At 35.3% G+C, this 25,967-nt stretch carries 28 protein-coding genes; 4 read left to right on the top strand and 24 right to left on the bottom strand.

Features of this window, described 5'->3' with window-relative positions; genetic code table 11:
- The first annotated feature begins 14 nt into the window (after positions 1–14).
- The gene (locus BAU17_RS06945) at positions 15–278 is read left to right on the top strand and encodes a type B 50S ribosomal protein L31 (protein ID WP_161902086.1); all 264 of its coding nucleotides are present in this window, start codon (positions 15–17) and stop codon (positions 276–278) included.
- Between the two features lie 16 nt (positions 279–294).
- Here BAU17_RS06945 and BAU17_RS06940 read toward each other — a convergent pair whose 3' ends face one another.
- Both BAU17_RS06940 and BAU17_RS06935 read right to left on the bottom strand, forming a co-directional pair.
- On the bottom strand, positions 295–1,527 hold the full coding sequence (locus tag BAU17_RS06940; RefSeq protein ID WP_060815585.1) for a site-specific integrase: 1,233 nt from the start codon (positions 1,525–1,527) through the stop codon (positions 295–297).
- A gap of 99 nt (positions 1,528–1,626) precedes the next feature.
- Entirely contained in the window at positions 1,627–1,902 is a 276-nt protein-coding gene (locus BAU17_RS06935) for a hypothetical protein (RefSeq protein WP_002405442.1), read from the bottom strand.
- A 162-nt stretch (positions 1,903–2,064) separates the two neighbouring features.
- Between BAU17_RS06935 and BAU17_RS06930 the strand changes: the two genes are divergently transcribed.
- Positions 2,065–2,280, top strand: coding sequence for a hypothetical protein (locus tag BAU17_RS06930; protein WP_002405441.1), 216 nt, complete (start codon positions 2,065–2,067; stop codon positions 2,278–2,280).
- Positions 2,281–2,685: 405 nt separating this feature from the next.
- On the opposite strand, the gene BAU17_RS06925 is transcribed toward BAU17_RS06930, so the two are convergent.
- Together BAU17_RS06925 and BAU17_RS06920 are read right to left on the bottom strand one after the other, a co-directional pair.
- The gene (locus BAU17_RS06925) at positions 2,686–2,913 is read right to left on the bottom strand and encodes a helix-turn-helix domain-containing protein (RefSeq protein ID WP_002405440.1); all 228 of its coding nucleotides are present in this window, start codon (positions 2,911–2,913) and stop codon (positions 2,686–2,688) included.
- Entirely contained in the window at positions 2,910–3,383 is a 474-nt protein-coding gene (locus BAU17_RS06920) for a sigma-70 family RNA polymerase sigma factor (protein WP_161902085.1), read from the bottom strand. Before BAU17_RS06920 ends, BAU17_RS06925 begins: the two co-directional genes overlap by 4 nt.
- A 479-nt stretch (positions 3,384–3,862) precedes the next feature.
- Here BAU17_RS06920 and BAU17_RS06915 point away from each other — a divergent pair, with 479 nt between their 5' ends.
- On the top strand, positions 3,863–4,219 hold the full coding sequence (locus BAU17_RS06915) for a helix-turn-helix domain-containing protein (RefSeq protein ID WP_017370348.1): 357 nt from the start codon (positions 3,863–3,865) through the stop codon (positions 4,217–4,219).
- Between the two features lie 514 nt (positions 4,220–4,733).
- On the opposite strand, the gene BAU17_RS06910 is transcribed toward BAU17_RS06915, so the two are convergent.
- Together BAU17_RS06910 and tet(S) are read right to left on the bottom strand one after the other, a co-directional pair.
- On the bottom strand, positions 4,734–4,901 hold the full coding sequence (locus tag BAU17_RS06910) for a cysteine-rich KTR domain-containing protein (RefSeq protein WP_005228365.1): 168 nt from the start codon (positions 4,899–4,901) through the stop codon (positions 4,734–4,736).
- An 87-nt stretch (positions 4,902–4,988) separates the two neighbouring features.
- A complete protein-coding gene (tet(S), locus tag BAU17_RS06905) occupies positions 4,989–6,929 on the bottom strand; it encodes a tetracycline resistance ribosomal protection protein Tet(S) (protein WP_002405437.1) in 1,941 nt (646 codons plus the stop codon).
- Between tet(S) and BAU17_RS14320 the strand changes: the two genes are divergently transcribed.
- The gene (locus BAU17_RS14320) at positions 6,914–7,039 is read left to right on the top strand and encodes a hypothetical protein (protein ID WP_193393255.1); all 126 of its coding nucleotides are present in this window, start codon (positions 6,914–6,916) and stop codon (positions 7,037–7,039) included. The genes tet(S) and BAU17_RS14320 overlap by 16 nt on opposite strands.
- 718 nt (positions 7,040–7,757) lie before the next feature.
- Here the strand turns inward: BAU17_RS14320 and BAU17_RS06895 are convergent.
- From BAU17_RS06895 to BAU17_RS06815, 18 genes are all read right to left on the bottom strand, one after another.
- Entirely contained in the window at positions 7,758–8,675 is a 918-nt protein-coding gene (locus tag BAU17_RS06895) for a conjugal transfer protein (RefSeq protein WP_002405436.1), read from the bottom strand.
- A gap of 16 nt (positions 8,676–8,691) precedes the next feature.
- Positions 8,692–9,711 carry a bifunctional lytic transglycosylase/C40 family peptidase gene (locus tag BAU17_RS06890; RefSeq protein ID WP_002405435.1) on the bottom strand — a complete coding sequence of 340 codons (1,020 nt, stop codon included), beginning with the start codon at positions 9,709–9,711 and terminating at the stop codon, positions 8,692–8,694.
- Positions 9,712–9,721: 10 nt separating this feature from the next.
- A complete protein-coding gene (locus BAU17_RS06885) occupies positions 9,722–11,938 on the bottom strand; it encodes a CD3337/EF1877 family mobilome membrane protein (protein WP_002405434.1) in 2,217 nt (738 codons plus the stop codon).
- A 31-nt stretch (positions 11,939–11,969) separates the two neighbouring features.
- A complete protein-coding gene (gene tcpF, locus BAU17_RS06880) occupies positions 11,970–14,417 on the bottom strand; it encodes a conjugal transfer ATPase TcpF (RefSeq protein ID WP_010774562.1) in 2,448 nt (815 codons plus the stop codon).
- Positions 14,401–14,793 carry a conjugal transfer protein gene (locus tag BAU17_RS06875; protein WP_025188218.1) on the bottom strand — a complete coding sequence of 131 codons (393 nt, stop codon included), beginning with the start codon at positions 14,791–14,793 and terminating at the stop codon, positions 14,401–14,403. The genes tcpF and BAU17_RS06875 overlap by 17 nt, the downstream gene beginning before the upstream one ends.
- A 47-nt stretch (positions 14,794–14,840) precedes the next feature.
- The gene (locus BAU17_RS06870; protein WP_005231832.1) at positions 14,841–17,978 is read right to left on the bottom strand and encodes a DEAD/DEAH box helicase; all 3,138 of its coding nucleotides are present in this window, start codon (positions 17,976–17,978) and stop codon (positions 14,841–14,843) included.
- Positions 17,968–18,777, bottom strand: a complete 810-nt coding sequence (locus tag BAU17_RS06865; protein ID WP_010774564.1) for a Hachiman antiphage defense system protein HamA — start codon at positions 18,775–18,777, stop codon at positions 17,968–17,970. Before BAU17_RS06865 ends, BAU17_RS06870 begins: the two co-directional genes overlap by 11 nt.
- Before the next feature lie 133 nt (positions 18,778–18,910).
- Positions 18,911–19,411 (bottom strand): antirestriction protein ArdA, encoded by a 501-nt coding sequence (locus tag BAU17_RS06860; protein ID WP_002405429.1) that lies wholly within the window; start codon positions 19,409–19,411, stop codon positions 18,911–18,913.
- A 16-nt stretch (positions 19,412–19,427) separates the two neighbouring features.
- Complete coding sequence (locus tag BAU17_RS06855) at positions 19,428–19,649, bottom strand: hypothetical protein (protein WP_002405428.1); 222 nt, start codon at positions 19,647–19,649, stop codon at positions 19,428–19,430.
- 13 nt (positions 19,650–19,662) lie between these two features.
- A complete protein-coding gene (gene mobT / locus BAU17_RS06850) occupies positions 19,663–20,853 on the bottom strand; it encodes a MobT family relaxase (protein ID WP_060815082.1) in 1,191 nt (396 codons plus the stop codon).
- Positions 20,854–21,277: 424 nt separating this feature from the next.
- The gene (locus BAU17_RS06845) at positions 21,278–21,616 is read right to left on the bottom strand and encodes a hypothetical protein (protein ID WP_010774565.1); all 339 of its coding nucleotides are present in this window, start codon (positions 21,614–21,616) and stop codon (positions 21,278–21,280) included.
- 68 nt (positions 21,617–21,684) lie between these two features.
- Positions 21,685–21,969 carry a hypothetical protein gene (locus BAU17_RS06840; RefSeq protein WP_002405424.1) on the bottom strand — a complete coding sequence of 95 codons (285 nt, stop codon included), beginning with the start codon at positions 21,967–21,969 and terminating at the stop codon, positions 21,685–21,687.
- Positions 21,959–23,335, bottom strand: coding sequence for an FtsK/SpoIIIE domain-containing protein (locus tag BAU17_RS06835; protein WP_002405423.1), 1,377 nt, complete (start codon positions 23,333–23,335; stop codon positions 21,959–21,961). The genes BAU17_RS06840 and BAU17_RS06835 overlap by 11 nt, the downstream gene beginning before the upstream one ends.
- A gap of 3 nt (positions 23,336–23,338) precedes the next feature.
- On the bottom strand, positions 23,339–23,704 hold the full coding sequence (locus BAU17_RS06830; protein WP_002405422.1) for a YdcP family protein: 366 nt from the start codon (positions 23,702–23,704) through the stop codon (positions 23,339–23,341).
- Between the two features lie 15 nt (positions 23,705–23,719).
- On the bottom strand, positions 23,720–24,034 hold the full coding sequence (locus tag BAU17_RS06825; RefSeq protein ID WP_005228395.1) for a YdcP family protein: 315 nt from the start codon (positions 24,032–24,034) through the stop codon (positions 23,720–23,722).
- 147 nt (positions 24,035–24,181) lie between these two features.
- Positions 24,182–24,589 carry an antirestriction protein ArdA gene (locus BAU17_RS06820; RefSeq protein WP_002405419.1) on the bottom strand — a complete coding sequence of 136 codons (408 nt, stop codon included), beginning with the start codon at positions 24,587–24,589 and terminating at the stop codon, positions 24,182–24,184.
- A gap of 2 nt (positions 24,590–24,591) precedes the next feature.
- Positions 24,592–24,741, bottom strand: a complete 150-nt coding sequence (locus tag BAU17_RS14100; protein WP_002405418.1) for a hypothetical protein — start codon at positions 24,739–24,741, stop codon at positions 24,592–24,594.
- A gap of 69 nt (positions 24,742–24,810) precedes the next feature.
- Positions 24,811–25,890: a DNA cytosine methyltransferase gene (locus BAU17_RS06815; protein ID WP_172461411.1), complete on the bottom strand. Its 1,080-nt coding sequence runs from the start codon at positions 25,888–25,890 to the stop codon at positions 24,811–24,813.
- Positions 25,891–25,967 lie beyond the last annotated feature (77 nt).

Raw genomic sequence — 25,967 nt, 5'->3', positions numbered from 1 at the left:
GGAGAGAAAGCGCAATGAAAGAAAACATCCATCCAGATTATCATCCAGTAGTATTTTTAGATTCATCAACTGGTTTCAAATTCTTGTCAGGTTCAACTAAAACTACACAAGAAACAATCGAGTGGGAAGACGGAAACACTTACCCAGTAATCCGTGTTGAAACTTCTTCAGATTCACACCCATTCTACACTGGTCGTCAAAAATTCACTCAAGCAGATGGCCGCGTGGACCGTTTCAACAAAAAATACGGTCTCAAAGACGCAAACGCTGCGGAATAAGAAAAACGCTGATTTATCAGCTTTTAGCAGACTTCATTATAGGTGGAGTCTGCTCTTTTTTCGTTTTGACCATCCTTTTGACCATCCCATCTTCTTCCTCGTGCAACTTATTCATGTAATCAGCAAAACGATCTGCCGTTTCTTCTTTTTTCTGTTCACTCACATGGGCGTAAATATCCATGGTAGTTCGAACATCCGTATGACCCAAACGAACTTGTACTTCTTTGATAGAAGCTCCTGATTCAAACAATAAACTACAATGCGTATGACGAAAACCATGAACAGTCATATGCTTTAACTTATTTTCTTTCAGTATTTTAGTTAAATTATGATTTAAGAAATCTAGGTAATGCGGTTTATTTTCTTCTGTCGTGAAAAGAAGTTGTGCGCCATTTTCCACAGGTTTTCTACCTGTTTTTAAAAAAAAGGCTTTTTGTTTAAGAATACATTGTCGAAAGATTGATAAAGTTTGATTATCAATCGAAATAGTTCGCAAACTTTTTTCTGTTTTCGGGGTTTGGAAAGCTAATTTCCAATCTTCAACAGTCGTTAATGTTTGCTTAACAGAAAGGGTTCCTCGTTTGAAATCAATGTCTTTCCATCGTAAAGCTAGTAATTCACCTTTACGTAAGCCTGTAAAAGTTAAAATATGAAACATTGGGTACAATGGATCAGGATATTTTTTAGCAATTTGCAAGAAGTATAGAACTTCTGCTTTCGTATAGAAGGGAGCCGTATATTTTTCTTCATCAATTTGTTTTTGTCTCTTTGGTCGAATAACGCCTTCCATTGGATTTCTACGAATCAGTCGTAAGCTTTTGGCGTATTGAAAAATGGAGTTTGTCATACCAATCAGATTAGAATACTTTTTGTAATAGGAATACCAATGATTGACTTGTTTCTGACAATACGGAATGGAGATTTTAGAAATTCTCCGTTCACCAAATAGTGGAAGAATATGTTTGTTTAATGCGACTCTTTGAACAACATAGGTACTTTCTTTGACCGTATTTTTATATTGTTCAAACCACTCTAAAGCGATATCCGAAAACAATCGGTTAGACTCGATGACAAGATCATATTCTTGTGCGAGTAACTGTAAACGTGCTACTTCTTGTTTGGCTGCTTTTTGGGTTTTGAACCCTCGCTTGGTTGTTGTTTTCTTCTTTCCAGTAAGCGGATCAACGCCTAAATAGACTTTAACCAGATAAGCAGTAGACCCATTCTTTTTTGTATATTTTTTAATCATGGGAGTTCTCCTTTGAATGATTCGCCAGTATATCAAAGGGAAATCGTTTTTCCTCCTTCCATACTGGTATCATAGGCGGATTGGCGTAAATCGTCAAACTTAAACTTTTAAGTGGTGTAAGAAATCTTTGATATCATCGCGATCAAAACGAGCTTCTTTTCCAAAAGGGATGACTTTTAATCCTGAGGCAATCCACTGATTTAATCGGTCATCTCCAATACGTAATCTTTTTTTGACTTGCTTACGATTCGGATAGGGTGGTAAGTCATTGACAGAAGAAAATTTTGTTGATTGTTCTTCAATTCGCTGCAGTATCTGTTCGGTTAAAACTTCGATTATTTCACTATTGTCTTCTAATGAAATTTCAATTTTCATTTCATCACCTCGTTTAAGAAAGTTTAAAAACCTATCTATTTTTGTATTTTTGGCTCTCTCCTATCAAAAATTCCGCCAGACCACTATAGTACCCTTGAAATAAGCTTGAAAACCACTACAGTGGCATGGTAAAATTTTCTATGAAAAGGAGGCTAATCCCTTATGAAACAAGGTATCGCAGACATTCATTTAATTCGTAAAATTTTGAAAGAAAAACCAGCAAAAGAACTTTCTGACCACACAGGTATCAGTTTAAGTTCCATCAAAAAATGGAAAAGCGGCGAGCGATCCATTGAAAAAATGAATCTGGGCGATGCCATTAAACTAACAGATTTTGCATCTAACAATTCAAAGGCAGAAATCAGTATCTGGTCTTAGTAACAGGTGTATAAATCCTTGTAACAATCGGTAGTACTCATAATTAGACGGTCTGGGAAGACCCACAGAAGTTTCATCTCTTCTCATACGCGGAGAGCTACCTAATGCGGTGAGGCGTTCAAGGTAGGTGTATCATTATCCAGCTTAGAGATCCTCGCACTTCCATTTTCCCAAAATGAAAGCTGTAACCAAAGTGTGTATCGCTCCTTTCAAATGAAAATCATCGCGCACTTTCTTACACCGCTTCTTCTAAAACTGAACGTATCTAATTATGCTATTTAGTTGTCAAGGAGCAAGTGGCTTACTAGCCCATGAAAATTTGCTTAAACCAGTAAACTTTCATGGAATAATAAACAATCGAGGAAGTGTGAGAGGTTGACCACACCTCCACGAAGGATGAAGCTATCAAATCTTAAATGCTAAGATTTTTGTAAGCAAACGTGTTTCAAGACGAGCAGATAATACTTCATCTACCACCAGATGTTTTTGCCCTACTTCATCTTTCAGAAACCGGAGAGAGCGTTGCATCATATACGGACGAAAATGTTCTTTGATTTGATTAATTGCCACCACATCACCATCAATTGCCTGTACAATCACGTCAAAGGGGACTCTGGAATAGGTTGTCTTCATTGCGCATCCTCCTTCATGAATTTTCGAATCAAATGTAACGCTTTGTGTCGATGCTCATTTACCGTTGAGCGACTCAATCCCATCAAATTTGCAATTTCTGCGTCATTCATTTCAATAAAGTAATAAAACAAGATAATGTTTCTTTTTTTCTTTGGCAAACGCTCTAATGCTTCTCCTAGAGACATACTTTTAACAGCAATTTCTGCACCCTCCAATTCAAAGTAACTGAAATCGGATGGATACTGGTCAATACTAGCAAACTGTTCCACTACATAATCATCTAGTTCTGAAAAAGCGACTTCTTTTTTTGATATCCGACTGAGAGACTTTAAATAATCCTTACGTTCGTCATCAATGGATCGTTTACAAATATAGTCAAATTGCATTTCAATGGCAGCTTGGAACAGGGAAGAACTCATGTCATTCACATCTCCTTTCCCGTTGAGAAAGAAGATGATTCCAATGAACATTTATCTCCTTTCGTAATATAACCCGACGTAAAGAGAGGAAATGACGGAATTTTTGAAAAAAACTTTTAGAAAAACACAAAAAAGTCCATATCCGACGATATGGACAAAGTAATTCACACAAATAGTTCCCTTTTAATAGAACCAGGAAACTACATTTTAATCCGAAAGGATTCTTTGAAATAGAAAAAATTTTTTTGATAAATTTAGTAAATAAATCCAATGGATGCTGTCATGAGTCATGGTTTATTCTCCCAAAAACATCGTCTTTAGCTTTACACATAAAAAAATGACGATTCAGAAATCGTCGTTTAGTGTACTCAGATATATTTTTGTGCATAGGAAAGAAATCGCTAAAAGACTGATTTTTTTTTTCTTTTAGCAATTTGAAAAAAATAGGATTTATTTAAGCTATATACTGCTTTATATAAGGCCTGTTTACATTTAGATAGGAACAGTATAATGCCGATAGGTGATATATGATGGACAGAAAAAAACATAGAACTTTTGATTTCAAACCATTGGGTCTTGCGATTAAAGAAGCCCGTCTTAGTAAAGGATTGACTCGTGAGCAGGTAGGATCAATGATCCAGATTGCGCCACGCTATTTGACGAACATTGAAAATAAAGGACAACAGCCAAGTTTTCATGTTGTATATGATTTAGTGACTTTGCTAAATATTTCTTTGGATGGATTTATTTTAGGGGAAGAAAACAGTCATAAAAGCTCCAAACGTCTTCAAGTAGAAGCACAGTTGGATTGTCTGGATGAAGATGAATTAGTGACGATTGGGAAAGTGATTCAAGCAATTTACGGAGAAAAATGTAAATTTAACTAGTTCAATAATACACAATGGATTAATTAATACTATCAGGAAAGATTGATTACAAAGATGTAATGAATTTTTTCTGATTTTTGTTAATCATAAATAGAAAATGAATTTATCTTTGTTACACTTAGGAACTAGAGCGAATGATAAATAGTTCTTTGGTTACTCTTATCGCTGCAAAGTACAGTTCATTTTTTTGTTGTTGGGAAAATTTTCTGGATTTATTGCATATCACTTCATCCGACTAAAAATTTTTGATTCCCATAGCGAAGTTCGTTTTTGTTCCTTAGGAAAAACTTGACTGATATACTAGTTTTGAAATGACGAGTAACTCTGTACTTCATCAATAATCAAGTATTGAATTTTAATTGTATACTTTTTATGCTTGAGGGATGTCTACTGTAATACAGCTACTGCAAAAAAAATCAGTACACTTATTTTCTTATAAAGGATATCAAGAACTAAGCTCAATGGTATGCATAGAAAAGAAAAAGCCGATAAAATGAGATTTTGATATCTCGAATTATCGGCTCTGCGTCTTTGCGTCTGGCTCTGTAATTACAGTTATTCTAAACTTCGTTATTTCAATTAAAATTTCTTGTCTGCATTTAGGACAAAATAGAGGGAAATTTTTTAATTCAGTATCTTCCCTCATTTTTAAACGGGTCTTATTGCCACATATAGGGCACAGTATCCACCTAGTATTTACAATATCTATATCCTCCTGTTCTAATTAACAACTCAATATTCATTTTAAAAATTTCTCTTTAGTTCACTATCAATGTAAGTTGATTTTATTAAACATATGCCTTACTTTGTCTATTCTATTATTTGGACGACGTGGTTGGAAAGCAGACTTAATGTTAGTAACCTGATAACCTTTTAACTCTGTTAAACAGACACTGCGTCCATTTGTAAAGAAAGTTAAACTGTTTCGATACTCTTGAATACAACGGGCTGGAATTTCACCAATGAGAATGACCTCGTTACCTTTTAACTTAGTATTTAAAATATTTGCACAATATTTGGAAGCATCATTATATGCTCTCGAAAGATATTCTTGTGGTACATAAATTTCGAAGCTAAGATATGGCTCTAATAACTCTGTACCACTCTTTCTAAAAGCCTGCTCTAGTACAATAGGCGCAAGCATTCGGAAATCTGCTGGCGTACTGACAGGGCTGTAATATAGACCATACTTAAAACAGATCTTACAGTCTGTTAATTTCCAACCGTACAATCCTTGTTCACACCCATAGCGTATACCTTCCATAACTGCATTTTGAAATGATTGATTTAAATAACCTAGAGAAACCAGGCTCTCATACTGAATGCCACTACCCAAAGGAAGTGGTGTTACAGATAAACCAATAGAAGCCCAGAAAGGATTTGGAGGTACTTCGATATCAATGGTAAATTCAGATTTTTTTAATGGTCTTTCCATATAAATGACAGTTGGTTTTCTTGTTTCTATCTCAATATGATATTTTTCTTGAATCAGAGTACAAGTTACCTCCATTTGGACCTCACCTAAAAAAGATAGCACAATTTCGTGAGTTACTGTATCTACATAATATTGTAGAAGGGGATCACTATCGGATATTTCAAAAAGTGCATCTAGTAACTTTTCTCTTTGTACTGATTTACATGGTTCAATTGTTGTTTGTAACATAGGAAGAGGATTCTCAAGAATTTCTCTATGTGGTAATCTTTTTTTATCTCCAAGTACGTTATTTAGTTTTAAAAGCTCATTTTTTAAAATAATAATCTCACCAGGCTCTGCCTTATCTATCTGGCGTAATTCTCCATTTATTGAAGTATACATTTCTGTAACTTTTATTTTTTCCTTTTCTGATATATTGACTGAGTCTCGCAAATGTAGCGTTCCACTATAAAGACGTACATAGACAAGCCGTTGACCATCATCTGAATATTCTACTTTAAAAACATTTCCACAAAGTTTATCTGAATTGAGTTGTGTGGGTGAAAATAATTTGCTAGTAATTACCTCTATAAGTTGTTTAATTCCAATATTATTCTTTGCACTTCCGTGATAAACAGGATATAAGGAGCAACTTTGAATTCTTTCGTTTTCCTCCTTTTCAAGTTCTGCAATATTCAATGTTTTCCCAATGGTATATTTTTCTAATAAATAATCATTTCCCACAATTACTGTCTCCCATTGTTCTGGTTCAGTATAATCTATTACATAAGGTTTCAAATTTAGATTCACAGTCTGCTTAATTATGATGTCGTCAGAAAGTTTGTCCTTAATATCTTGATAAACATCTGGCAAATTTATTCCATTTTGATCAATTTTGTTAATAAAAAATATTATAGGTATGTTCATCTTTCTAAGTGCATGGAATAGTATACGAGTTTGTGACTGTACTCCATCTTTTGCAGAGATTAGCAAAATAGCTCCATCCAAAACAGATAATGAACGGTATACATCTGCCAAAAAATCCATGTGTCCAGGAGTATCTACAATATTTACTTTAACATTTTCCCGTTGAAAAGATGTTATTGCGGTCTGAATAGTAATACCTCTCTGGCGTTCCAAAAACATAGTATCCGTTTTCGTTGTACCGCTATCTACACTTCCTAACTCTTTAATTGCTCCGCTACTGTATAGTAAGCTTTCTGTCAAAGTAGTTTTTCCTGCATCAACATGTGCTAAGATACCGATATTAATAATTTTCAATTTTATTTCCTCCATTCAAAAGCTCAAAAAGCAGAAAAAATCCCAGTGATAAATACTCTTATCACTGGGATTTTAATACAAAAATAGCTGTATACTACACACTGATAGCCACAGATGCTTTATGATAAAATGATAAAAGTATTCTTAAACTGGGCACAAAAAACCAGTCCTTATTTTAAATAAGGATGCTTAATTAATTATTCCCGCTATCTAATTGACAGTTTATTTAAGAATACCTTGCCGCATTTTTATTATCTCCTTTTGAATGTTATCTTAATTCTATCATATGATAGAATGCTTGTAAAGCCAACCATATTTTTTGAACGAAAGGGAAATTAATGAGAAATTAATGGAAGTTAGTGTAGTAGTTGAAGATAACTCTTCAGAATGGCTATCAAAATTCAGCGATTTAATAACGATTTACAAGTTCATAAGGGATTCTTTATTCATCCAGCTATTATATTACTTTTCAGGTCAATAGGACAACTGTCCACAACCTTTCTACAAATATATTACGTATAATTTTTGAAATATATACTGCTTAACAAAATATTTTGCAGTGGTTCCAATAGTTTTGAATTGTTAATATTAAGTTTGACTTGGAAAATATCATTAAAAGTTATACTGTTTATTTGGAAAAAATTGGAGAGACCTTTTTAAGTAATGTAATGAAAATAGTTATAAGTTAGAATAAAGGTGAATTTGCTTATACTTCTCATAGAAGGTTGATTTCACGCTATATTTTGGATTATTTATGCTAAATCATTATAAGTTTGCTATAGTGACATACAATTTTTTTTGCTTATACTAAATATTCAAGTATTGTTTTCATCTTAATATTCTTTATTCATTCATTATTATTTTCCAGTTATCCTTCTTCTCTAAAGTTAATTGGTATTGGGAAATATTTTCAATCTTTGTTTCATTGTCTAAATATCGAACGGCTATTTTTACTAGATACTGTTTCTCTTTCTTCTGAATAATTGGATTCACCAACTCAGAGTAAATAAAGTTTTGACTGATTATTGGTAAAACATCTTCCATCATATAATAATCCAATTCATTCTTAGTAGCATTGGGATACAACTTAAAGAAAGTTTCTAAAAAATCGAGAATTTCTAGCTTCGTTTGTTCATCAATATTATTATCGTTTACAAGTGTATCTGGTTGAAATTCAGAGGGATTCGGTGCTGCCCAGACGGTTGGATTACTTGTAATAACTAGATTGTTATTCTTATCTTGATGAATCGTGATTCGATAGGTAGAAGCCACATTTTTCGTTTCTTCGCCTTCTTTAATTTGTTGCTTGACCGTATAAACTACTACAAAATTCTGTTCATCAATGGATTGTATCTGCCAAATTTTACAATCACTGACAGAAGAGCTCGTGGGAATATCGGTCCGAATTGTATCTACATTCAATTCTTGTAATTCCGAAGTCAGGTAACGATTGATTCGTTCAGGTCGTTGCTCAATGGCTTCTTTGTTATTTTCCCAAGAATAATATTCTTGAATGAAATTAAGAGTAAAACTCTCAATCGCATGGGTATCCACAAGCACAGGTTCAATGACTGTTGTCTCATGAATCGTGTGTGTATCAATAGCGGTAAAGTTTTTATACAGGCCAAAACTAAAGCTACCAATCAATAACAGCCACAAGAAAAGGACACTCTTTTTGTGAGTGCCCAAGTGGATGGTTTTGACTTTCTTTTGTCTGTTTGCTTTTTCTTTTTTAGGTTTGTGTTCAATATGAATTTTCATGAATTGTCCTCATTTCTTATTGTTTTATTCGTCCAGCACCAATTAAATGTTGCTGCCAATAGTTTTCATTTAAGTCGGTGTAACCAATCGGATCACCAGCGTGGTACATTCTCATATCTCCTACATAAATGCCGACATGTGTCACATAATCGGCAGTTGCATAGGTCGAGTGAAAGAAAATTAAATCTCCTGGTTCAGCTTGTGACAAAGGCAAATGATCCATCACCTCGTATTGTGCTTGGGCAGTACGAGGCAAAATGATGCCAGCTTTCTGAAAGGTCCATTGGGTAATGCCGCTACAGTCAAAAGAGGTATTTGGATTGGAACCGCCAAAAACATAGGGATAGCCTTGATATTTCAACGCTTCATCCATAATTATCTGAACGGTTTGATTATCAAACTTTTGCGAAGCTGTCTCTAAATATTGGATAACTAATAGCACATAAAACATATTGCCATAGTTATAACGCCAGCCGCCATTTTTAGGAATAGAAAGTGCATTTTTATAAGTCACTCGTTGACCTTTGGCTTGTTCATTAGAAAAGCTTTCCGCTAACTCAAAGGAATAAGTTTTCCCATTCTTCGCGACATAATTTAAAAAGCTCCCACCGTAATTGTACGCTTGGATCACGCTTTGTTGGTCAACACCTAACGATTCCGCAGAACGTACCAGTCCTGCAAAATAAGAAACACCTTGTTTTATTGATTCTTCGGGATCAGTAATCGTATTTGGAGGTAAGCCTTTTGATTCTGACGATTGCATGACATCTTTTAGAGTGCCGCCACTTTCAACTTGAATAATCGCTAAGAGAATATGGATATAGTCCTCAATATTCTCTTGTTTTGCGTATTTTTCTACTAAGGAGCGATACTTTAGGACCTCTGGTGAAACAGACAAACCACTTCCTTGAATAACAATGGAATCAGAAGAATTACCTTGAGGTTCATCTGCCACAAAAATTGCCACAAAAGATAATAAGCCAAAGAAGGACAGAAAGAGCGTTAAAGCCACCATTATTTTTAGTTTCCATTTCATAGCGATTGACCTACTTTCTTTTCATTGGACGTGTGAAACGGACATTTTTCTTTTGACGGTTATTTTGAGAATAACGGACAGTTGACGTTGTTTGTTTCTGATTTGTCATGTACCTTGTTGGTTGCTTGCGAGAAATAGGAGCTTGTTGCTTGATAGAAGGTTGTTGTTTTATCGAGCGGTTCCTTTGTTTGGTTATTCGCTCTTGTACTTTGGAAGCTGTCTGTCCTTGTGGTACTTCTTGCGATACTGTTTGGATCTTATTCGATGGTCTGTGTTGTACAGGTGGACGAGTAACAGTAGAACGAATTGGTTTCATTTCTCGATTTGTTTTTCGAGATTGAATAACCGGTCTATTTTTTCTCGATACTGAATCTATTCGTTTGTTTGACGTACTTGCTTGTTGTATCTTATTCACTGCTTGAACCGAATCAACAGCTGGTCGTTGATGGTTTTTGTCAGTCGTAGGATTTGTTGTTCCTCGCTTTTTTTCTTGTTTTGTTTTTCGAGATTGTACAACCGGTCTGTTTTTACTTGTTACTGATTCCGTTCGTTCATCTGACATCCCTTGTTTAAAATCAGAAATGGTTTGATGAAGATTCCCTGTAACTGTTTTAGGTAACTCTTTGACTTGTTGTTTCTTTTGAGCCACAAAATTGCTCGCTCGATTTTTACTATCCAAGACTTTCCCAATTTGTTGCCCAGTCTGATAACTTCGAGTGGTTGGTCGTTGTGTGCGATCATTTTTTTGTTGATTGGAAGGGACAGACGCACGAGCATTGGAAGGCGTTGTACCTGCAATTGAAGGAAGTTGCTTGGCATTTTTTCTTCCTTTGGTTTTGCCTGCCAAATACCCAAGAGAACCACCGATCATGGTTCGACTAATGGTTCGTTGAAGTCGTCGTGCTCCTCGGTGCATATATTGTTTTGGTCGTCTCATAACCCCTCGACTAATTTGTTGGGAATCGTTGGCTTGAAGATTAAACAAACTCATAATATCGCCCATCTTTAAGTAGATACCCGCAAAAGTCACAATCTGTAAAAAGGCAACTAGGAAAAAGGGATAACTGGTGGTTAGGCTATACAACATGGTGGATAAACTAAACGCCACCGTAATAATCAACGTGATTCCAGCTCGCAACATAATGGTATTAAAGAGTTTCATCAATGCCGCTTTTCCCATGCCACTAAAGGTTGGCAACATAGCCAACAAGAAAATAATAGGCAAGAACATTGCATAGAGAATAAACAGAATTTGACTGAAAATCATAATGCCAGTCAATAAGAAAACGAAAATGGAAATCCCAATGTTAAACAAGACTAAAAAACTAACCGTCCCTAATCGATTGACCGTTTTTGTTAAGGTTAGTTGTTGGTTGTCGTGTTCTTCAATTTCATTTTTTACTGCTTCCTCACGATCTTTCCCATTATTGGTATCAGGATTGATTGCCAACAGGTCATTGACCCGACTTTCGCCAATTTCTTCTTTATTAGAGTTATCAAATTGTAGTAAAAGCCAAGGTTGTTCGACTTGTACCGAAAACAAGGTATCTCGAATACTGTCTACACTATCTGTTCCTTGTGAAGAGGAATGAGGAAAAATAATTTGCCCCCCTAAATCCAAACTGGCTTGCGAAATATCGGCAGAAAATTCATTAATTCGTTGAATGTACGAAGGGGCAAAAGCAATAAAGCCGGCCGACAAAACAAACACCACAAGAAAATTCGTGACTGCTTGAATTGCTTTGGATGTCTCTCGTTTGAGCAAGCCGACATAGGCAACATAGGCCCCTACAATCAGAATAAACAACAACAGAAAGCCAACATAAAAGCCAGAAGTCGAAAAGCCATTTTCTGATATGCCTGCTAATATTTGAATATTTTCACCAATTTGATTCGCTGTGTCTGAGATGAAATCCAGTTTGTAAGCTTGTTTGATCAAGTAACCCGTCGCATTGGAGAGGTACAAACTAATGGTCCAAATAAAATCAGACATAGCATATAAGCCATATTGCACTTGATTGCCAATGCCATCTTTCCAATTCCAAGGCAACCAGTCCCAATCGGTATCAACGTAGAAATCCAATTGATAATGAGACAAAGGATATTGTGAATACAAATTTTGTACGTCCACGGTATCATCAACTAGTCCAATCGCCTGAGCGACAGTACCAAAAAGTAAGAGAAATAAAAAAGTCATTCCTCCAATTAGAAGAATGACACCTAGCATTTTTTTCAATTTTGGTTTCAATGTATACACCTCACTCTTCTTGATGGACGGGGGGACGAGTATCAAAGGCATGGAATAAATCTTCAAAGACTGGATGGACTTGAATTGTACCAACACGCCCATATAAATCTTGAATCAAGCATTGGCCATTTTCTAATTCTCGCAACCGTTTTTGATTGTCCTCGTCGTTGGGATCCACACCAAAGAAAGTCAATGTTTTTTTGATTTCCTGACTATCCGTTGAACGAAAGGCAAACTTTAAGCCAATATTGTTTTTCAATTTTTCATCGATTAAGTCGTCCGCATTTTGCGTGACAAAATAAACACCCGCATTCATTGCACGTCCTGCACGAACTAAGCGATTCGACAAGGTTTTTCCTTGAGCTACTTGTAAAAACGACCACGCTTCGTCCAAATCCACAATTTTAAATTTGGTTCGATCAGAATGAATGAAATCCAAAGCAAAAGTCGAAATGACAATTAACATAGCCACACTCAATAATTCAAGAGTGGTGTAATCTGAAAAATTAGATTGGGCGTCTGGTAAAACCAAATCTGCCACTTGAATAATATTTAACTGTTTCTCTAAACTAATCGAGTTTTCCGTTGTCCCATCACTAAATAGTAAATGGGCAAAGTCATAATCGGTAAAACTTTCAATGTGATCCGCAATCGAATGCGATAGTGGGTTGTCATCTTCTCGTAATTCATCAATGACTAACCACAAACCACGAATCTCTTTTTGAGTGACGGATCGAATCGCTTTTCGTAAAAGAGGGAAACGTTCCCCATCTCGACTAGAAATTCCAGTTAGAAAAGTGAGAATATCAATCGCTAAACTTTCAGCGTCTTTCTTCCGTTTCATGAGAACATAGGGATCAAGCAAGCCTTGATTTTTCTCTTCACTGGTTAAATTGACAATATTAATTTCATCGGCCATGTCTGGCAAGGTTTCTTTCCAATTGCCACGTTCGGCCTTTGGATCAACAATTAACGCTTGTGCCCCAAATAAAACCGAGTAATACACCAACAAGTTATTAGAGAAGGATTTTCCACCACCTAAAGAACCAAGAAAAGCCGAAGCCAGAGCATTCGTCACCGAACCTTTGACACCTTGACTAGCTAAACTAGGTTTAAGATACACATTTTTTCCAGTCTCGATGTTGTAGCCAATGTAAATTCCTTCTGTTTCTCCTAACATTTGGGAAGCACCAAAACCTAAGCCAGCTAGAAAGTCAGAAGTCACATATTGCACATAGTCGTTGATGTATCGTTTGCTTGAAGGAAGAAATTCATAATGTAAGCCCAACATATCGCCAAAGGGACGAACCAATTTAATACTCCAATCGTCATAGAAATCTTTGATCTCATTGCAACGACGTTTTAATTCTTCATAGGAAGAAGCTGCCACTCGAATAACATAGCTTAGTTTGTACATGGCTTCTTTGGTCTGGTCTAATTCAGCTTCTAACTCATTGACATCTTCTAAGGCTTCCAAAACGTTGTTTCCTGTTTCATTGTCACTATTCCACGCATGATCGTCCAAGTCTTTGAGTTCTTTTTTCTTGTTCCGAACAGTAGACAAGGCTTTTTTATTGGCAACAATTTCAATGTTCATATTGGTATCAATGGGGAAGTCGAATTGTTGTTGCTGGTAATAGAAAATCTCATTGGAAGGAAAATCCAATTCGCCCACAATCGAATCAATCGTAAAGTAAGCAACATAAGACGTCGTTTCTTCATTTTGAATTTTCAAATAGCGTTGGTTTTCTTCAATCAAGGAACGAGTGGGTTTCAGTAAATCATATCGTTTTACGAGTGTTTGGTGTTTCAATTTTTTGAGAGGTAAAGGGAATTCGTATTCCTCAAAAGAACTTGTTTCTTTGCCATACAGATGTTCAATCAAATAGCCAAAATCATTTTTATCTAAGGGTCTGATATGGAAACGTCGTTCAATCTTTGCTTGTAAGAGGTCAGCCATTTTTGTGTAACGACGGACCTCATCTTGTGGCATCACGACAAAATCACCCATCCATTTTTGATTCACTTCTCTAAAAAATGTAGTGAGTGTATTTTTGGCAGATTTTTTCAAATTCTTTAAGGAAACTTCCTCTTCATTGACCAGTAATTTAAAGCCAATAAAAAAGCGATAGTCCACTTGATTGTCACCAATCATGTTTACTAACGCTTCGGTTTGTTCATCAATCCGCTGAAAAGCAATGTCTTTCAACCGACCAGTGACCGTTTCTTTACTTTTTTCTTGAATCGAACGAATCGATCGTTCGGTACTTATTTGTAAGGCATGAATCTTACCTTCACGATTTTGTGCAATGAGTTGTCGAAAATTCGTGTGGACTTGAAGTTTCTGTTCAGGGGTCAAAAAGGAATAGTTATAGGGCAACAATTCAAAATAGGCAAAACATTCGCCTTCGTGATTGAATACGAGGTTGTTTTCAATGTATTTAATCGGATAATTCAATGTATTCACTCCTTACAATTGTGGCAGTTTCATCCATTTTCTCTTTTTCAAAGGTTACTTTTTTTCCAGCATAGGTTCGTTTGGGACGGAAGGCATAAGTGACAACGGTTTGAATAAAACGATAGGGTTTCTTCCCATCGAACGTCTTTTGACTCATGAACCAAGTCAAGCCAACAGGAATGCCGACATATTTCAATAACGCCCCCTCAATCAATGAAAGAGGAGGGATATCAGCCAGTAGAATCACCGTAAACAGACTACAAACAAACCAAGCCATCTGACTAAAACTAATTGGAAAGGGAAGTTTAAAGTCGTTGATGGCATAAATCACTTTTTCAACGGACCAAATACTGGTATAGCTTTTTAGTTTTTTCAGTTTAAACACCTCCAAAAAAGAACACCTATAAAGGTGCTCTCAATAGTTTATATTTTTCTCAATATATCCAGAAAATATTGAGGAAAAACTTTTAGTGCTTCTTCAATCTCTCGTTTATTTTGTCTAAGTAATTCTTTAGTTATCCTTTTACTAATTGAAGTAATTGTAAAAGAAGAAGAATTTTCAATAATTCGAGCCAAAATTTGAGCAATTACTCGATCAGAAAAACCAAGCTCGAAAATATTTATTGATAGATTGCTAGGAAGTCCATAACGTATTTTCTTTTGTAGACTTTTAATCAAATGAAGTGTTGAATCATTTTCGGAATTTTCCATAAATGTTGCAACTCCATTTAGAGGTAATATAGTGCTGTAAGCTAGTATGTTATCACATATTTCAATGATATCTTGTAATATGAGCGGAACTAGCTGATTACGCTTACTAATTTGGAATTGATTGCTTTGACAATAGTTTAAAATATCAGAATAGCTTTGTCCTTGAGTCCATAATTCACATATCTGAGTAAAAATAGAAGTATCATCAATCCTATTTATAATATTATTTTCTGAGAATAATATTAACTGAGGAAAGATTATGTCAATCAATTCAAATTCTGACCTTGCTTGAGTAATGTTTTCAATTTTCTCTGAAATCCATTGAGACAAGACTTTAGAGTTATCAAATCCTAAAGAGGATATTGAATAAAGAGATAGTTCAGCTTCAGTGAAAGAAAGAGAATAAGTCTTAATTACCTCAAACAGTTCAACTAATTTTTCTTTTTCGCTATCGCTAGCCAAATGATAACCTAAAGTTTGCTGAGTTACCATATTAGTAAAATTTGGATTTGAATCTTTAAAGTATTTCACAAAGTACATTACATAGTTTTCGACATCTTTTAAAATATCTAAAATTATCTTTAATTCGAAGTTGAAGTCTGATATTTTATTCGGAAAATTTGAGTTGCTAATTACGGTTTTTATCTTATTGATTACATCATTAAACTGTTCTTGATTAGTATACTTTTGTGGCAGTACATTCCAAAGATTAATAGGGGGGAATTTATCAATTATAATAGGCCTAACAAGCTTTAATAAATTACTCTCACTGTCTTCTGAATTATCAATATCTAGCATATTTTTGTATCTGTTCCATTTCCAATTTGATTTGTTAGAATGAATAAAAGGTTCTGATAATATAACCGTTCCTTCAATATGCTTACCTGCTCTACCCACTCTACCTAATAAATTGTGAAAATCACGAACCTTCATTTGACTTTTTCCTTGATAGAGACTTGAAATAATAAGGTATTTAATTGGTAAATTCACTCCTTGAGCTAAGGTGGAAGTACAAACTACAAAATTGATTAAATTCTGCGACATTGCATATTCAACTGATAATCGAATTCCTAGAGGAATATTACCATGATGAATAAATATGCCCTTCAAGGCTGAAATATAATATTCAGTATCACTTCCTAAGTTCATATTAATAAGACTTGCTATTTTTGTATTCTCATTTTGACTAACTTCATTTGAAAAGGCTGATATATCTAGTCCTCTTTCTTCAAGTTCAAGTAGTCTTTCGATGGTCTTATCAGCAGTTTTTTTTGTTCCAGAGAATATAGCTGTTGCTCCATTGTGAACCATTTTTAATGCATAATAAATTTGCATATCGTAAGGTTTATTGAGTTTTCTTTTACGAAAATCCACGTCAGGAAAATACCTTTTTGCTCTTTCTCTATCAAGTCTATTTATTTCACGTATATCAACAATTCTTGGGACATAAAAATCATCTATGTCAGGATTATCTTGATTTAGAAAATATAACTGTCCAGTTTGTCCCATCCAATCACCTATTGCTATTGATCGTTGGGAAGAAATAATATTGTTGTTAGAAATAACTTCTCCATCAGTACCATTTAACCATTCATTGATTACTTCACTATTCGCAATAACCGCTGAGATCAGTATTTTTTGTGAAGATTCATTTAAGTAATATCTGATTGTTGAAACAAGCAATTCATAATTAGTACCTCGCGAGCTATCATCGAATAAGTGAGCTTCATCAAAAATAATCAAGTTAAGTTCTTCCAAAATTTCACTATTATTTCTAATTAAGAACAGTAATTTTTCAGGAGTGAGTATAATCAATGTGTTTGTAGCGATATCATTATCAAAGAACGCAATATCATCTTTTTCTGCAATATCCGACAGTTCGTTTATGATTACCTCATCATTTGAAAAGAATTCTATTAAATTTAGAGTTATTTCTTTGCAGAGAGCTTTAAATGGAGCCACAACAACGGCAAGTTTTGTTCGATGGGTAATAAAAGCTGATCTAATTATTAAACCAATTGAAGTTGTTTTGCCAGAACTCGTAGGCATTTGAATGACTCCAGATTTACCTTTAAAAATATTCTTTTCTCCTAGCAAAATTTGACTAGGCCACAATTCTTTTATTGTATGATTGTTTAACAATAAATCTTCCCAATCTTGTATTGTCGTATCAGAATAATTGGGCAAAAGATTCAAAGCAGAATTTTTATACTTTTTAATAAAAACTGCCAATAATGAATCTCCAAAAAGAATCTCTCGTGGATTTTGAGATAGATATATTTCTTGTTTTAAGTCATTTAATTTTTCAAAATCAATGGGTGTACCATCTAAGTAAAATTGAGATAAGTCATATATTAGATAATAGAAGAGATTACCATATTGACTGGAAAACTCGTACCCCTTTAATTCGTCCAATCTGTCTGCTAATAGATATAAAAGAAAAGTATCAATTTCATTAATTTCTAAATCCATTGCCCAATCTATCTTGTTTATCATTACTTTTGTACTTCCAAGTGCATCCGAAAGATAGAAAGAAATTGCCCCTAATAATCCAAAATAATCATTATAACTTGCTTCACCAATCTCTGAAGTAAGTAGTGAATCAAAGTAAATTGATGTGAAATTTAAATTTTCAAATAGTTCATTATTTAATTTTGAAGAAAATTCAGTATATCTATTATCCCAAATAAAATTAGATGCATCACCAATTGTCGCTATTGCAAGGACTATTAATTCTTGTGCCATATATTCTACTTGGATATGCTCTTCAAGAGGAACATTGTATTCAAACATTTTTGATTTTGCTTGAACTTTTTTTAAGTAATATTTTGAATTATTTTCAATTAACATTGGCAGCCCTCACATACATTTGTTTAATAAATTCTAAAAATTTAGGAGAGTGTACAGCTATTAACTGAACATCTGGACTAGGATGTTCTGAAGTATCGATTTCTTTTAATAACTCTCTAGAAAAAGCTTTATCCGAACTAACAGCTGCTGCAGCAAAAGTTCTCTTATGAGGTCTGTCTGTAGGATTTTGAAATCTTCTTACTAAACGCATACCTTCCTCTTCATTATAGTTCTTTAACATTCTGTAAGAGGCATTTAAAGATTCAGCTATTCTAACAAGGTCTTTTGCAGAATGATCTACAGCATTTTGTAGAGTTGCTTCTGGATTTGATTCACTATTTCTAGCTTTTACTTCAACAATTAACATTTCATCATTGATACTATTAGTTTCAATAGACTCTACTTTGTACCCAATTAAGTCACTTCCTTGTGTGGAAGTATTTCGATTGAATTTTTGTCTGTAGCGTACTCTTGGAACTATATAATTCAAGATGTATTCAATGTAATCTGCAATTAATATTTCTGAAAAATCACCGGACATTGTTGCTGAACCCAATCCAAAATTTGGATTGGGAAACTTCATATCTCTAAGGAATTCAGCTCTAGAAAGACCAGTACCTTCTCTTAGTTCATCCAATTCTTCAAGTGAACAATAATGCTCTCTAAGATGTCTTGCCCATTGTTCGAAAACGGTCAGATCATCATTTATTTCAATTTTTATAACAGAGATATCTTTTCCTTTGTCAGTGATAACGATTTCTTCATGAATAAAGTAATCAATGAATTTCGGAATATCCATAAAACTCAACCCCTTTTAAAATTAATAACATTATATCATTAATTTTAAAAGGGTATTAATTGTTTTATAACAGAAAGAAATTGTTTATATAAAAGATTAGTAAATATTAGGATGTATGCTAGATTTTTCTATGCTATCCTAAATATTCAAACACCCCATTACTCGTAACTAAAAAGTTCCCTTCCAACTCCATATCTCGTCCAAGTGATTGATAGTCAATATAATTTTGAAGGTTAGAAGGAACTTCACCAAGTTGGCCTGTTTCCTCCACATAATAAGTCGCTACATCTTCCATTGAATCACAATCTGAATAACAGATAATATCGTCTTTGTGTTCAATCAAGTCTTCTAAACTAGAAAACCACATGCTCTGAATTTCTTTTAATTCTTTCAAAATTTCTGTGTCCTCAATCTCTTCAATTAAGGCACATAATCGATTAATTTCTGAAATGGGTGTGTATTCACCAATTTCAAAAGGCAACTCATAATCATGAATTGCATATTCTTCGTATTGATCATTCAATCCAATTTTTTCTTTGACCTCTTCCATATCAATAGGTGGTTGGAACCAAGCACCGACTATTTCGCCTTCATTGTATTTTCCTAAGTTGGAGATATAAACTTGCATATCCATTTGGTTTCATTCCCTTCTAAGCACCGATAATACGATTGAAAAGATTCAATAAGACATCTTTTACACCAGCAGCATTAAATACCAAGCCAACCGCAATTAAGGCAATGATCAAGAAGCCAATCAATTTAGAAAATTCTCTTTTAAAACCTAAATACACACCAATCACAACAATTGCCATTAATACTAATGATTCCGCATTGGAAAGAAACCAATTATATAAATTTTGTCCAAAGTTCATCACACATTCTCCTTTAATTAATAATAACTTCCTCTACAGGAAGGGTTTGTTGTTGTAAAATCTTTTTCTGACGATCCGATAATTCCGCATAATCAATCATATTTTGGATGACACTCGTTTGATTGAGTTTGTCGATTTTCATTGCTAATTTTAAGGTAGGAATGACTTGTCGTGACAACCAATTCAAGGTTCGGTCAAACGAATAGGGTTCAGGTTCTGAAGTTAGTTTTAGTTTTCGCTGATTTTCTCCTAGGAAAAATGCCCAATCCGCATTAATTTTCCATTGACTACGACGTTTGTTGGAATCTTTATCCACAAACCGAATATATCGGTTGATAATGGAGAAGGTCGTTTCGCCAACGTTTCCATTGTTTAATAAATCAATCACTGCGTGTAAGGCACGTTCATTTTTCAAACGAATCTCAAAACGATTTTTGACTGGATTCTCTTCTAATGGAATCCCAAGTTTTACATATTGCTCATAATCTTTTTGATAGATACAAAAATAGACTTCTGATTTTAGCGAACCAATATACAACGTATCACCCATATCAGCTTTTTCATGTTGGCGAACCAATTCACCTGAACGATAATTTTTAAAGCTACGAAAGACAGAAATACATTCTTCGTTCTGACATTTACGCGTGAGTTCTGGAATATTTAATAAGCCGACTTTATCGTTAATCGCTAAATCCAAACGTTTATAAACACCATTTACTGCAAAGACATCTAGGAAGAAGTCTACCCACGTTCTTCGTTGTGCCAACAAAAAATGTTCAAATTGCCGACAGCCTTTGCCTTTCATTTCTACGAGAATACCTTTTTCAATATCATGAGATACCATGACCGCGATATCACCAAAAACATATTGTTCCTCATACGAGTAAAAAGCGTATTCCTCATGTAACATATACTTCATTTTTAGTTTTAAGATATTCTCGATCACTCCTTCTGGATTAGTGGTTGGAAATCGAATCCGTACATAGTCGAATAGCATTTCCAAGGGTAACTCTGGATTGAAACGTTCGAGCAGAACATCTAATTCTGAAAGTAACTCACTGGAAGGAACGACTTTTTCTGTTTCAATTTCACTAAGGTATTGTCTTGAGATACCAACTGCAGTAGCTAGTTTATTTTGCGATACACCATAGTTTTTTCTCCGTTCTTTTAGTTCTAATACTTGTTGTTTGAGGTTTATCAACACAACTTCTCCTTTCTTTTTTGAGTGAACAAAAAAGATGTCAACTATTCAAAAAAAGTTGACACCTCATAAAGCGATAGAAAGTTTGTTGTATCAAAGTTCCTAAGCCTTTATTGCTTATTATTTTTGTATTTCTACCCCCCTGTTAGAATGGGGGGGTTAATCAAGGTGGGCGTGGCAAGCCACACCCACCAGATAAGAAAAAGCCATGACTTATGCGCTGCCGTCATGACTTTTTCTGTCTGTGTTCCGTTTATTACGTTGTTCTTTCCACTAATGGGCAGTGAAATTGTTGATATTCTTGATTTTATACATTCGACTACGCTCATGTTTCCCCTCTAAAAGATATAAAGTATCAGTCACAGGCTCCTTCGATCCTTCACATCTTTTCTACGGGACGAATGGAAGACCTTTATAATCTAATTCTCTAACGATTTGTAAAATACAGAATAAGGATGCCAATTGGCGCAATCAAAACACTAAAGAAGTAAATTAATAAAATTTTGATGAAGCCCCAAATGAAGGCAAAAATGCCACTGGTAATCCACACATTATTCCCCATTAAAAGAGAGACAATCGAATCATAAACAAACATAGCAAATGGATAGAGAAGAAAGTTTAATCCTAAAAAGACATAAAATGAAGTAGGGGCAGTATCAGGACTTGAAAAATAGAAAAACGCAGTGACAATACCACTAAAGATATACTGACGGATCAAATAGGCTGGATGCAAACTGGTAAAAACAGTACGGGTAAAGTGAGACATGGCAATTCCTCCCATCTTGTTACATTAACTATACCGCAGTTTGTTTAAAAATTCCGCTTCTATCCGTGCTATTTCGTATAGCCATCGATACCTTCTGAAAGTAAGTCATTATACAAGGCTTCAATTTTTGTCCGGTCAAAAGGAGAGGTGGCTAGTTCTAACCCTGATTGTAAGATAGATAGAACCACAGTGAGTGGAACGCCATCTGTAATGCCGCCTTCTTCGATAGGGACTAAACCAGTAATCCCATTTTTACTGACATCAGAAGCTAGAGAGTGAAAACGTTGTTGTAATTCTTCATTCTCAGTTCTTGAAAGTTCATACAAACGATAAATGCAATCATCAAACTCCATCTTCAGATTCCTCCTTTTTTACTAATGGTTTCGAGTGACACAAGGCACCAATCGTTTCTAAAAAATCATGTCCTTTAGGAACAAGTGGTGTGTAGAATTCGCTAATGACATTGGTTCCAACATCTACATATCCTCGGCCTTTAATTTGTTTTAAAAAGAAATCTTTATCGACATCTCCAAACATCATGGAATACCCAAGCTCACTCATACGCCCAAGTGCCACACGAAAATTAAACTGATCACGAATCCCATCTTGTAAGTATTTTGCATCCGGTCGCTGACAAGCCAAGATAATAAAGAATCCCGCTTGCCGACCTAACATGACGATTTGTTTTAATTTATTCATGACTGCCATATTTTCTTTAGCACTCAACATTTCCATATACGCCACATACTCATCAAAAATAAGGAAGTTTGGTTCTAGGTTTAGATAAGCGTAATTTTCGCCTGTTTTATAATGAGGCATTTTCTTCATATCGAGACTACGCGCCATCATGCGAGCATAAAAATCATCGATACATGCAGATATTTCTTCTTTTTGGTAATAGACATTATCCATCACTGTTCCTAAGTCCGCTAAATCGGCATTTTTGGGATCAAGGATAAACAGCTTGGCGTTGGTTTGAAGAAGGGACTCAATAATCGTAAGAATGAAATACGTTTTCCCACCACCGGTTCCACCTGCAATCAACATATGAGGCAAAGAATCGAAAGCCCACGCCAAATTTTTCATCAATTGCATAGCCCCATCTTTCACAGAAACCTCTTCAATTGAAACTCGATTGGCAATCGTGTCATAGAGTAGGGTGTATTCCACAAAAGAGTCTTTGAGTTCTTTATCGACTAGCTCACAGTACAAGCCTGATTCCAATTTCTTCTCTAAGCGTAACAATTGATCTTGGTATTTACCTAATGTGATTTCAACAGTAATAACAATCAGTCCGTTGTGCATTCGATAGTAGAACTTAGCAAAGTAGCTGATTTTTTCTTTCTTTTTAGCAGGGGAATCTTCAAAGAGTTGAAATTCTTCCACTTGTTTTGTTTCTAACCATCCGTTTTCTAGAATCATTCGAGCGAGTTTTTGACGATGGGTTAAACTCTTGTAATAATCGAACCCATACCGATACAGTAAATAGAGGAGAAAACCAACAGTAAGAAGTGAGAAGACGAGTGATAGACTACCATAGGGACTGAAAAAGTGTTGTTTAAATTCCTCTAGTTGCCAAGTAGTTCGACTGAAAAAAGCCAGATGAAAGGGAAAAAATGCAAGTAACCAACAACTTAATATAGCACCAAAGAAAAACTGAAAGACCAAGTGTTTATCGCTTGGTCTGATTCGTTTTCCTTTTCTTTGTAAGAGTTTCATGGGCTATCCCTGTTTATTCTTTGGCTCAATTTTCGGTGTGGTTTTATTCTTTAGAACCAAATCATCGGCCTTAATGTACCAATCAACATCCGCCCCACGATAAGTCGCATTGGCTACGGTGTCTGCGATTGGGTTGATTAATTCCACTTCAGCATTGTAATCAAATTCTCGTAATGGAATTGAAGCGGGAATACTGACTTGAATCATTCGTCCTTGTTCACGTGATTTTAAATCATAGGTTCGTTCTTTGACTTCAGTTGATACACTGCCATCTTCATTGTTTAGAAAAACTTCCCGACGTAGTGCAGAAAATTTCAACCGTCCAAACGTTTTTTCTTTGTCGATAATAATTCCTTGTGCTAATCTCATGTGTATTTTCCTCCTTTAGGCTTTGACCATATCGTCTGCATGTAAAATGTAATTCGTGAATCCTCGTTCGCCAATCTTATAACCTTCTGCGATAATGCGTGGGTTAATCAATTTGACCGATTCTTCCACTTCAAAGAATTTTTCTCCGGCTGTATGAGGTAAAATCACCTCAATATCATCAGCACGTTGTATATCTGAATATAGGTTATAGCTACGAGAAACAGTAGCTAAACGACCATTGATGCGTCGTTGTTCAACATTTCCTTCGCCCGCAAATTCTAAGTGTCCAAATGTGTCTTTCATAATCGGTACTACGTGTTTTAATTCCATTGTTTTTCCTCTTTTCATTCAAAATTTTGTATTGAAATAAGCTTAAAAATTGTTGTTGTGATCGGCGGGGAACGTGAGATTTTCCTCATTGATACACTTCCTTTCCAAACAAAAAAGCAGCTCAACTATTGGATTAGTCAAACTGCTTTAAATGGTAAAATAGGTGCCATCGGATAACTCAAAGGTATCTTCCAAAATATCTGGATCAGTTGGCTTTTCTTCAAAGTGCTCGAAATGATTTAATCGCTTTAAGCCATCCTCATGAGATTCAAAGACATCTAAGTCAATCAATTCATCTAAATAAGGAAATAAGTCATAGTGACAGTTTTCCTCGATTAAAAGCGCTAAACGATTGAGTGTGAGAATATCCCCATCGTCTGTTAATCGGAAAGGGGCTTCCCAATCTTCAATTTCATAACTTTCATCTGTTTCCAATTGTAGCTTTTCTCTTAGTTCATCCAAAGAAACAGGTAGGGTGAACCAAGCGGCAATAATTAGTCCGTCATACTCAAATCGACTAAGGTTGGTGACGTATACTTGAATTGTGTTATCCATTTTTATTTCTCCTTGTATAAATTCCGAATAGTTTGTATTTGATTTTTAACAATCAGTAGGTATTCTTCGACTTCCATCAATTGTTCTGCGATTGCTTGACGTCCACGCACTTCTCGGCCGTCAATATGTTGTAAAAATTGGAAGTTATGCATCGCCGCAGACAACTGATTGATTGAATTGGTACATAATAATTGTTGGGCAGCGTTTAAGCGTTCGCGTGTTTAACCATACGATTCTCCTTTACCATAGACCTTTGCGACATTCGACAAAATAAATTCCGCACAGGGAACAACGATAGAGTTTCCTAGTGCTTTGTATCGGGCAGAGTCACTGATTAATTGATTATCAAATCCATATTGTGTCCAATTTTCAGGCAAACCCATGATTCGCTCACATTCAAGTGGAATGAGCTTCCGAACAAACCCTTCAGTTTCAAATCCTTCTTGCCAATAAGCAAAGGTATCAACAGTACCTGCTAAGAGAGTGGGAAAAGGGTCAGTTGATTGTCCGAAACTGGAGACGAATCCTTTGGTATTTTTTTCTTTTGCATACGTACGCATTCGGCGCTCTTGGAAGGGATAGAGGAATAGTTGCCGCCCTGCTTTAGTAGTAAGGCTTCGATTGTCTTTGGGGGACGACAACCTGTTCTGGTCGCAAGTTTCAAGATGCGACTGCATTCCTTGGGTGTCAAATAATATTTCTCTGGCACGGAAGTCTCTAAAATCTGCGACGAGAAAGATTCTTCGGCGTCGTTGGGGGACACCCCAATATTGACTATCAAGGACTCGCCAACACACATCAACATTTCTCCCTCGCACCATACCGGCATTTGCCCATTGACGAGAGGGAGGAATTGGAACTTCGGCTTGAACGAAGGCTTCCAAGACGGCCTTAAAATCCATCCGGTCATTCGATGAAAAAGCTCCCATGACGTTTTCCCAAATAGCGAGAGTTGGATACTTTCCATTGGTGGCATCCCTCATTTCTTCAATAATTCTGATAGCTTCATAAAATAAATTGGATTTTTTGCCAGCTAATCCTTCACGATTTCCAATGGTTGAGAGGTTCTGACAAGGGGATCCAAACGTGACAATATCAACCGGTGGAATTTTTCCACCATGTAGTTTGGTTAAATCTCCTAAATGAATCATATGGGGAAACTGTTTCTTTGTAATACGAATCGGTGCTTTTTCGATTTCACCTGCCCATGATAGTGTAATGCCCTGTTTTTGAGCGGCAAGAGGGAAGACACCGATACCGTCAAAGAGGCTTCCTAAAGTAAGATTTGTTATTCTTATCATCTCCTTGTAAATAAAAAAGACACCCCAATATGAAGTGTCCAAAAAAATGTTGTGATTTCTATTTGATTATAAGGGTG

The organism is Candidatus Enterococcus willemsii, assembly GCF_009933335.1.
Taxonomy (GTDB): Bacteria; Bacillota; Bacilli; order Lactobacillales; family Enterococcaceae; genus Enterococcus_F; species Enterococcus_F willemsii.
The sequence above is the reverse complement of the archived record's forward strand: the minus strand, read 5'-3'. Positions and strand labels throughout refer to the sequence as shown.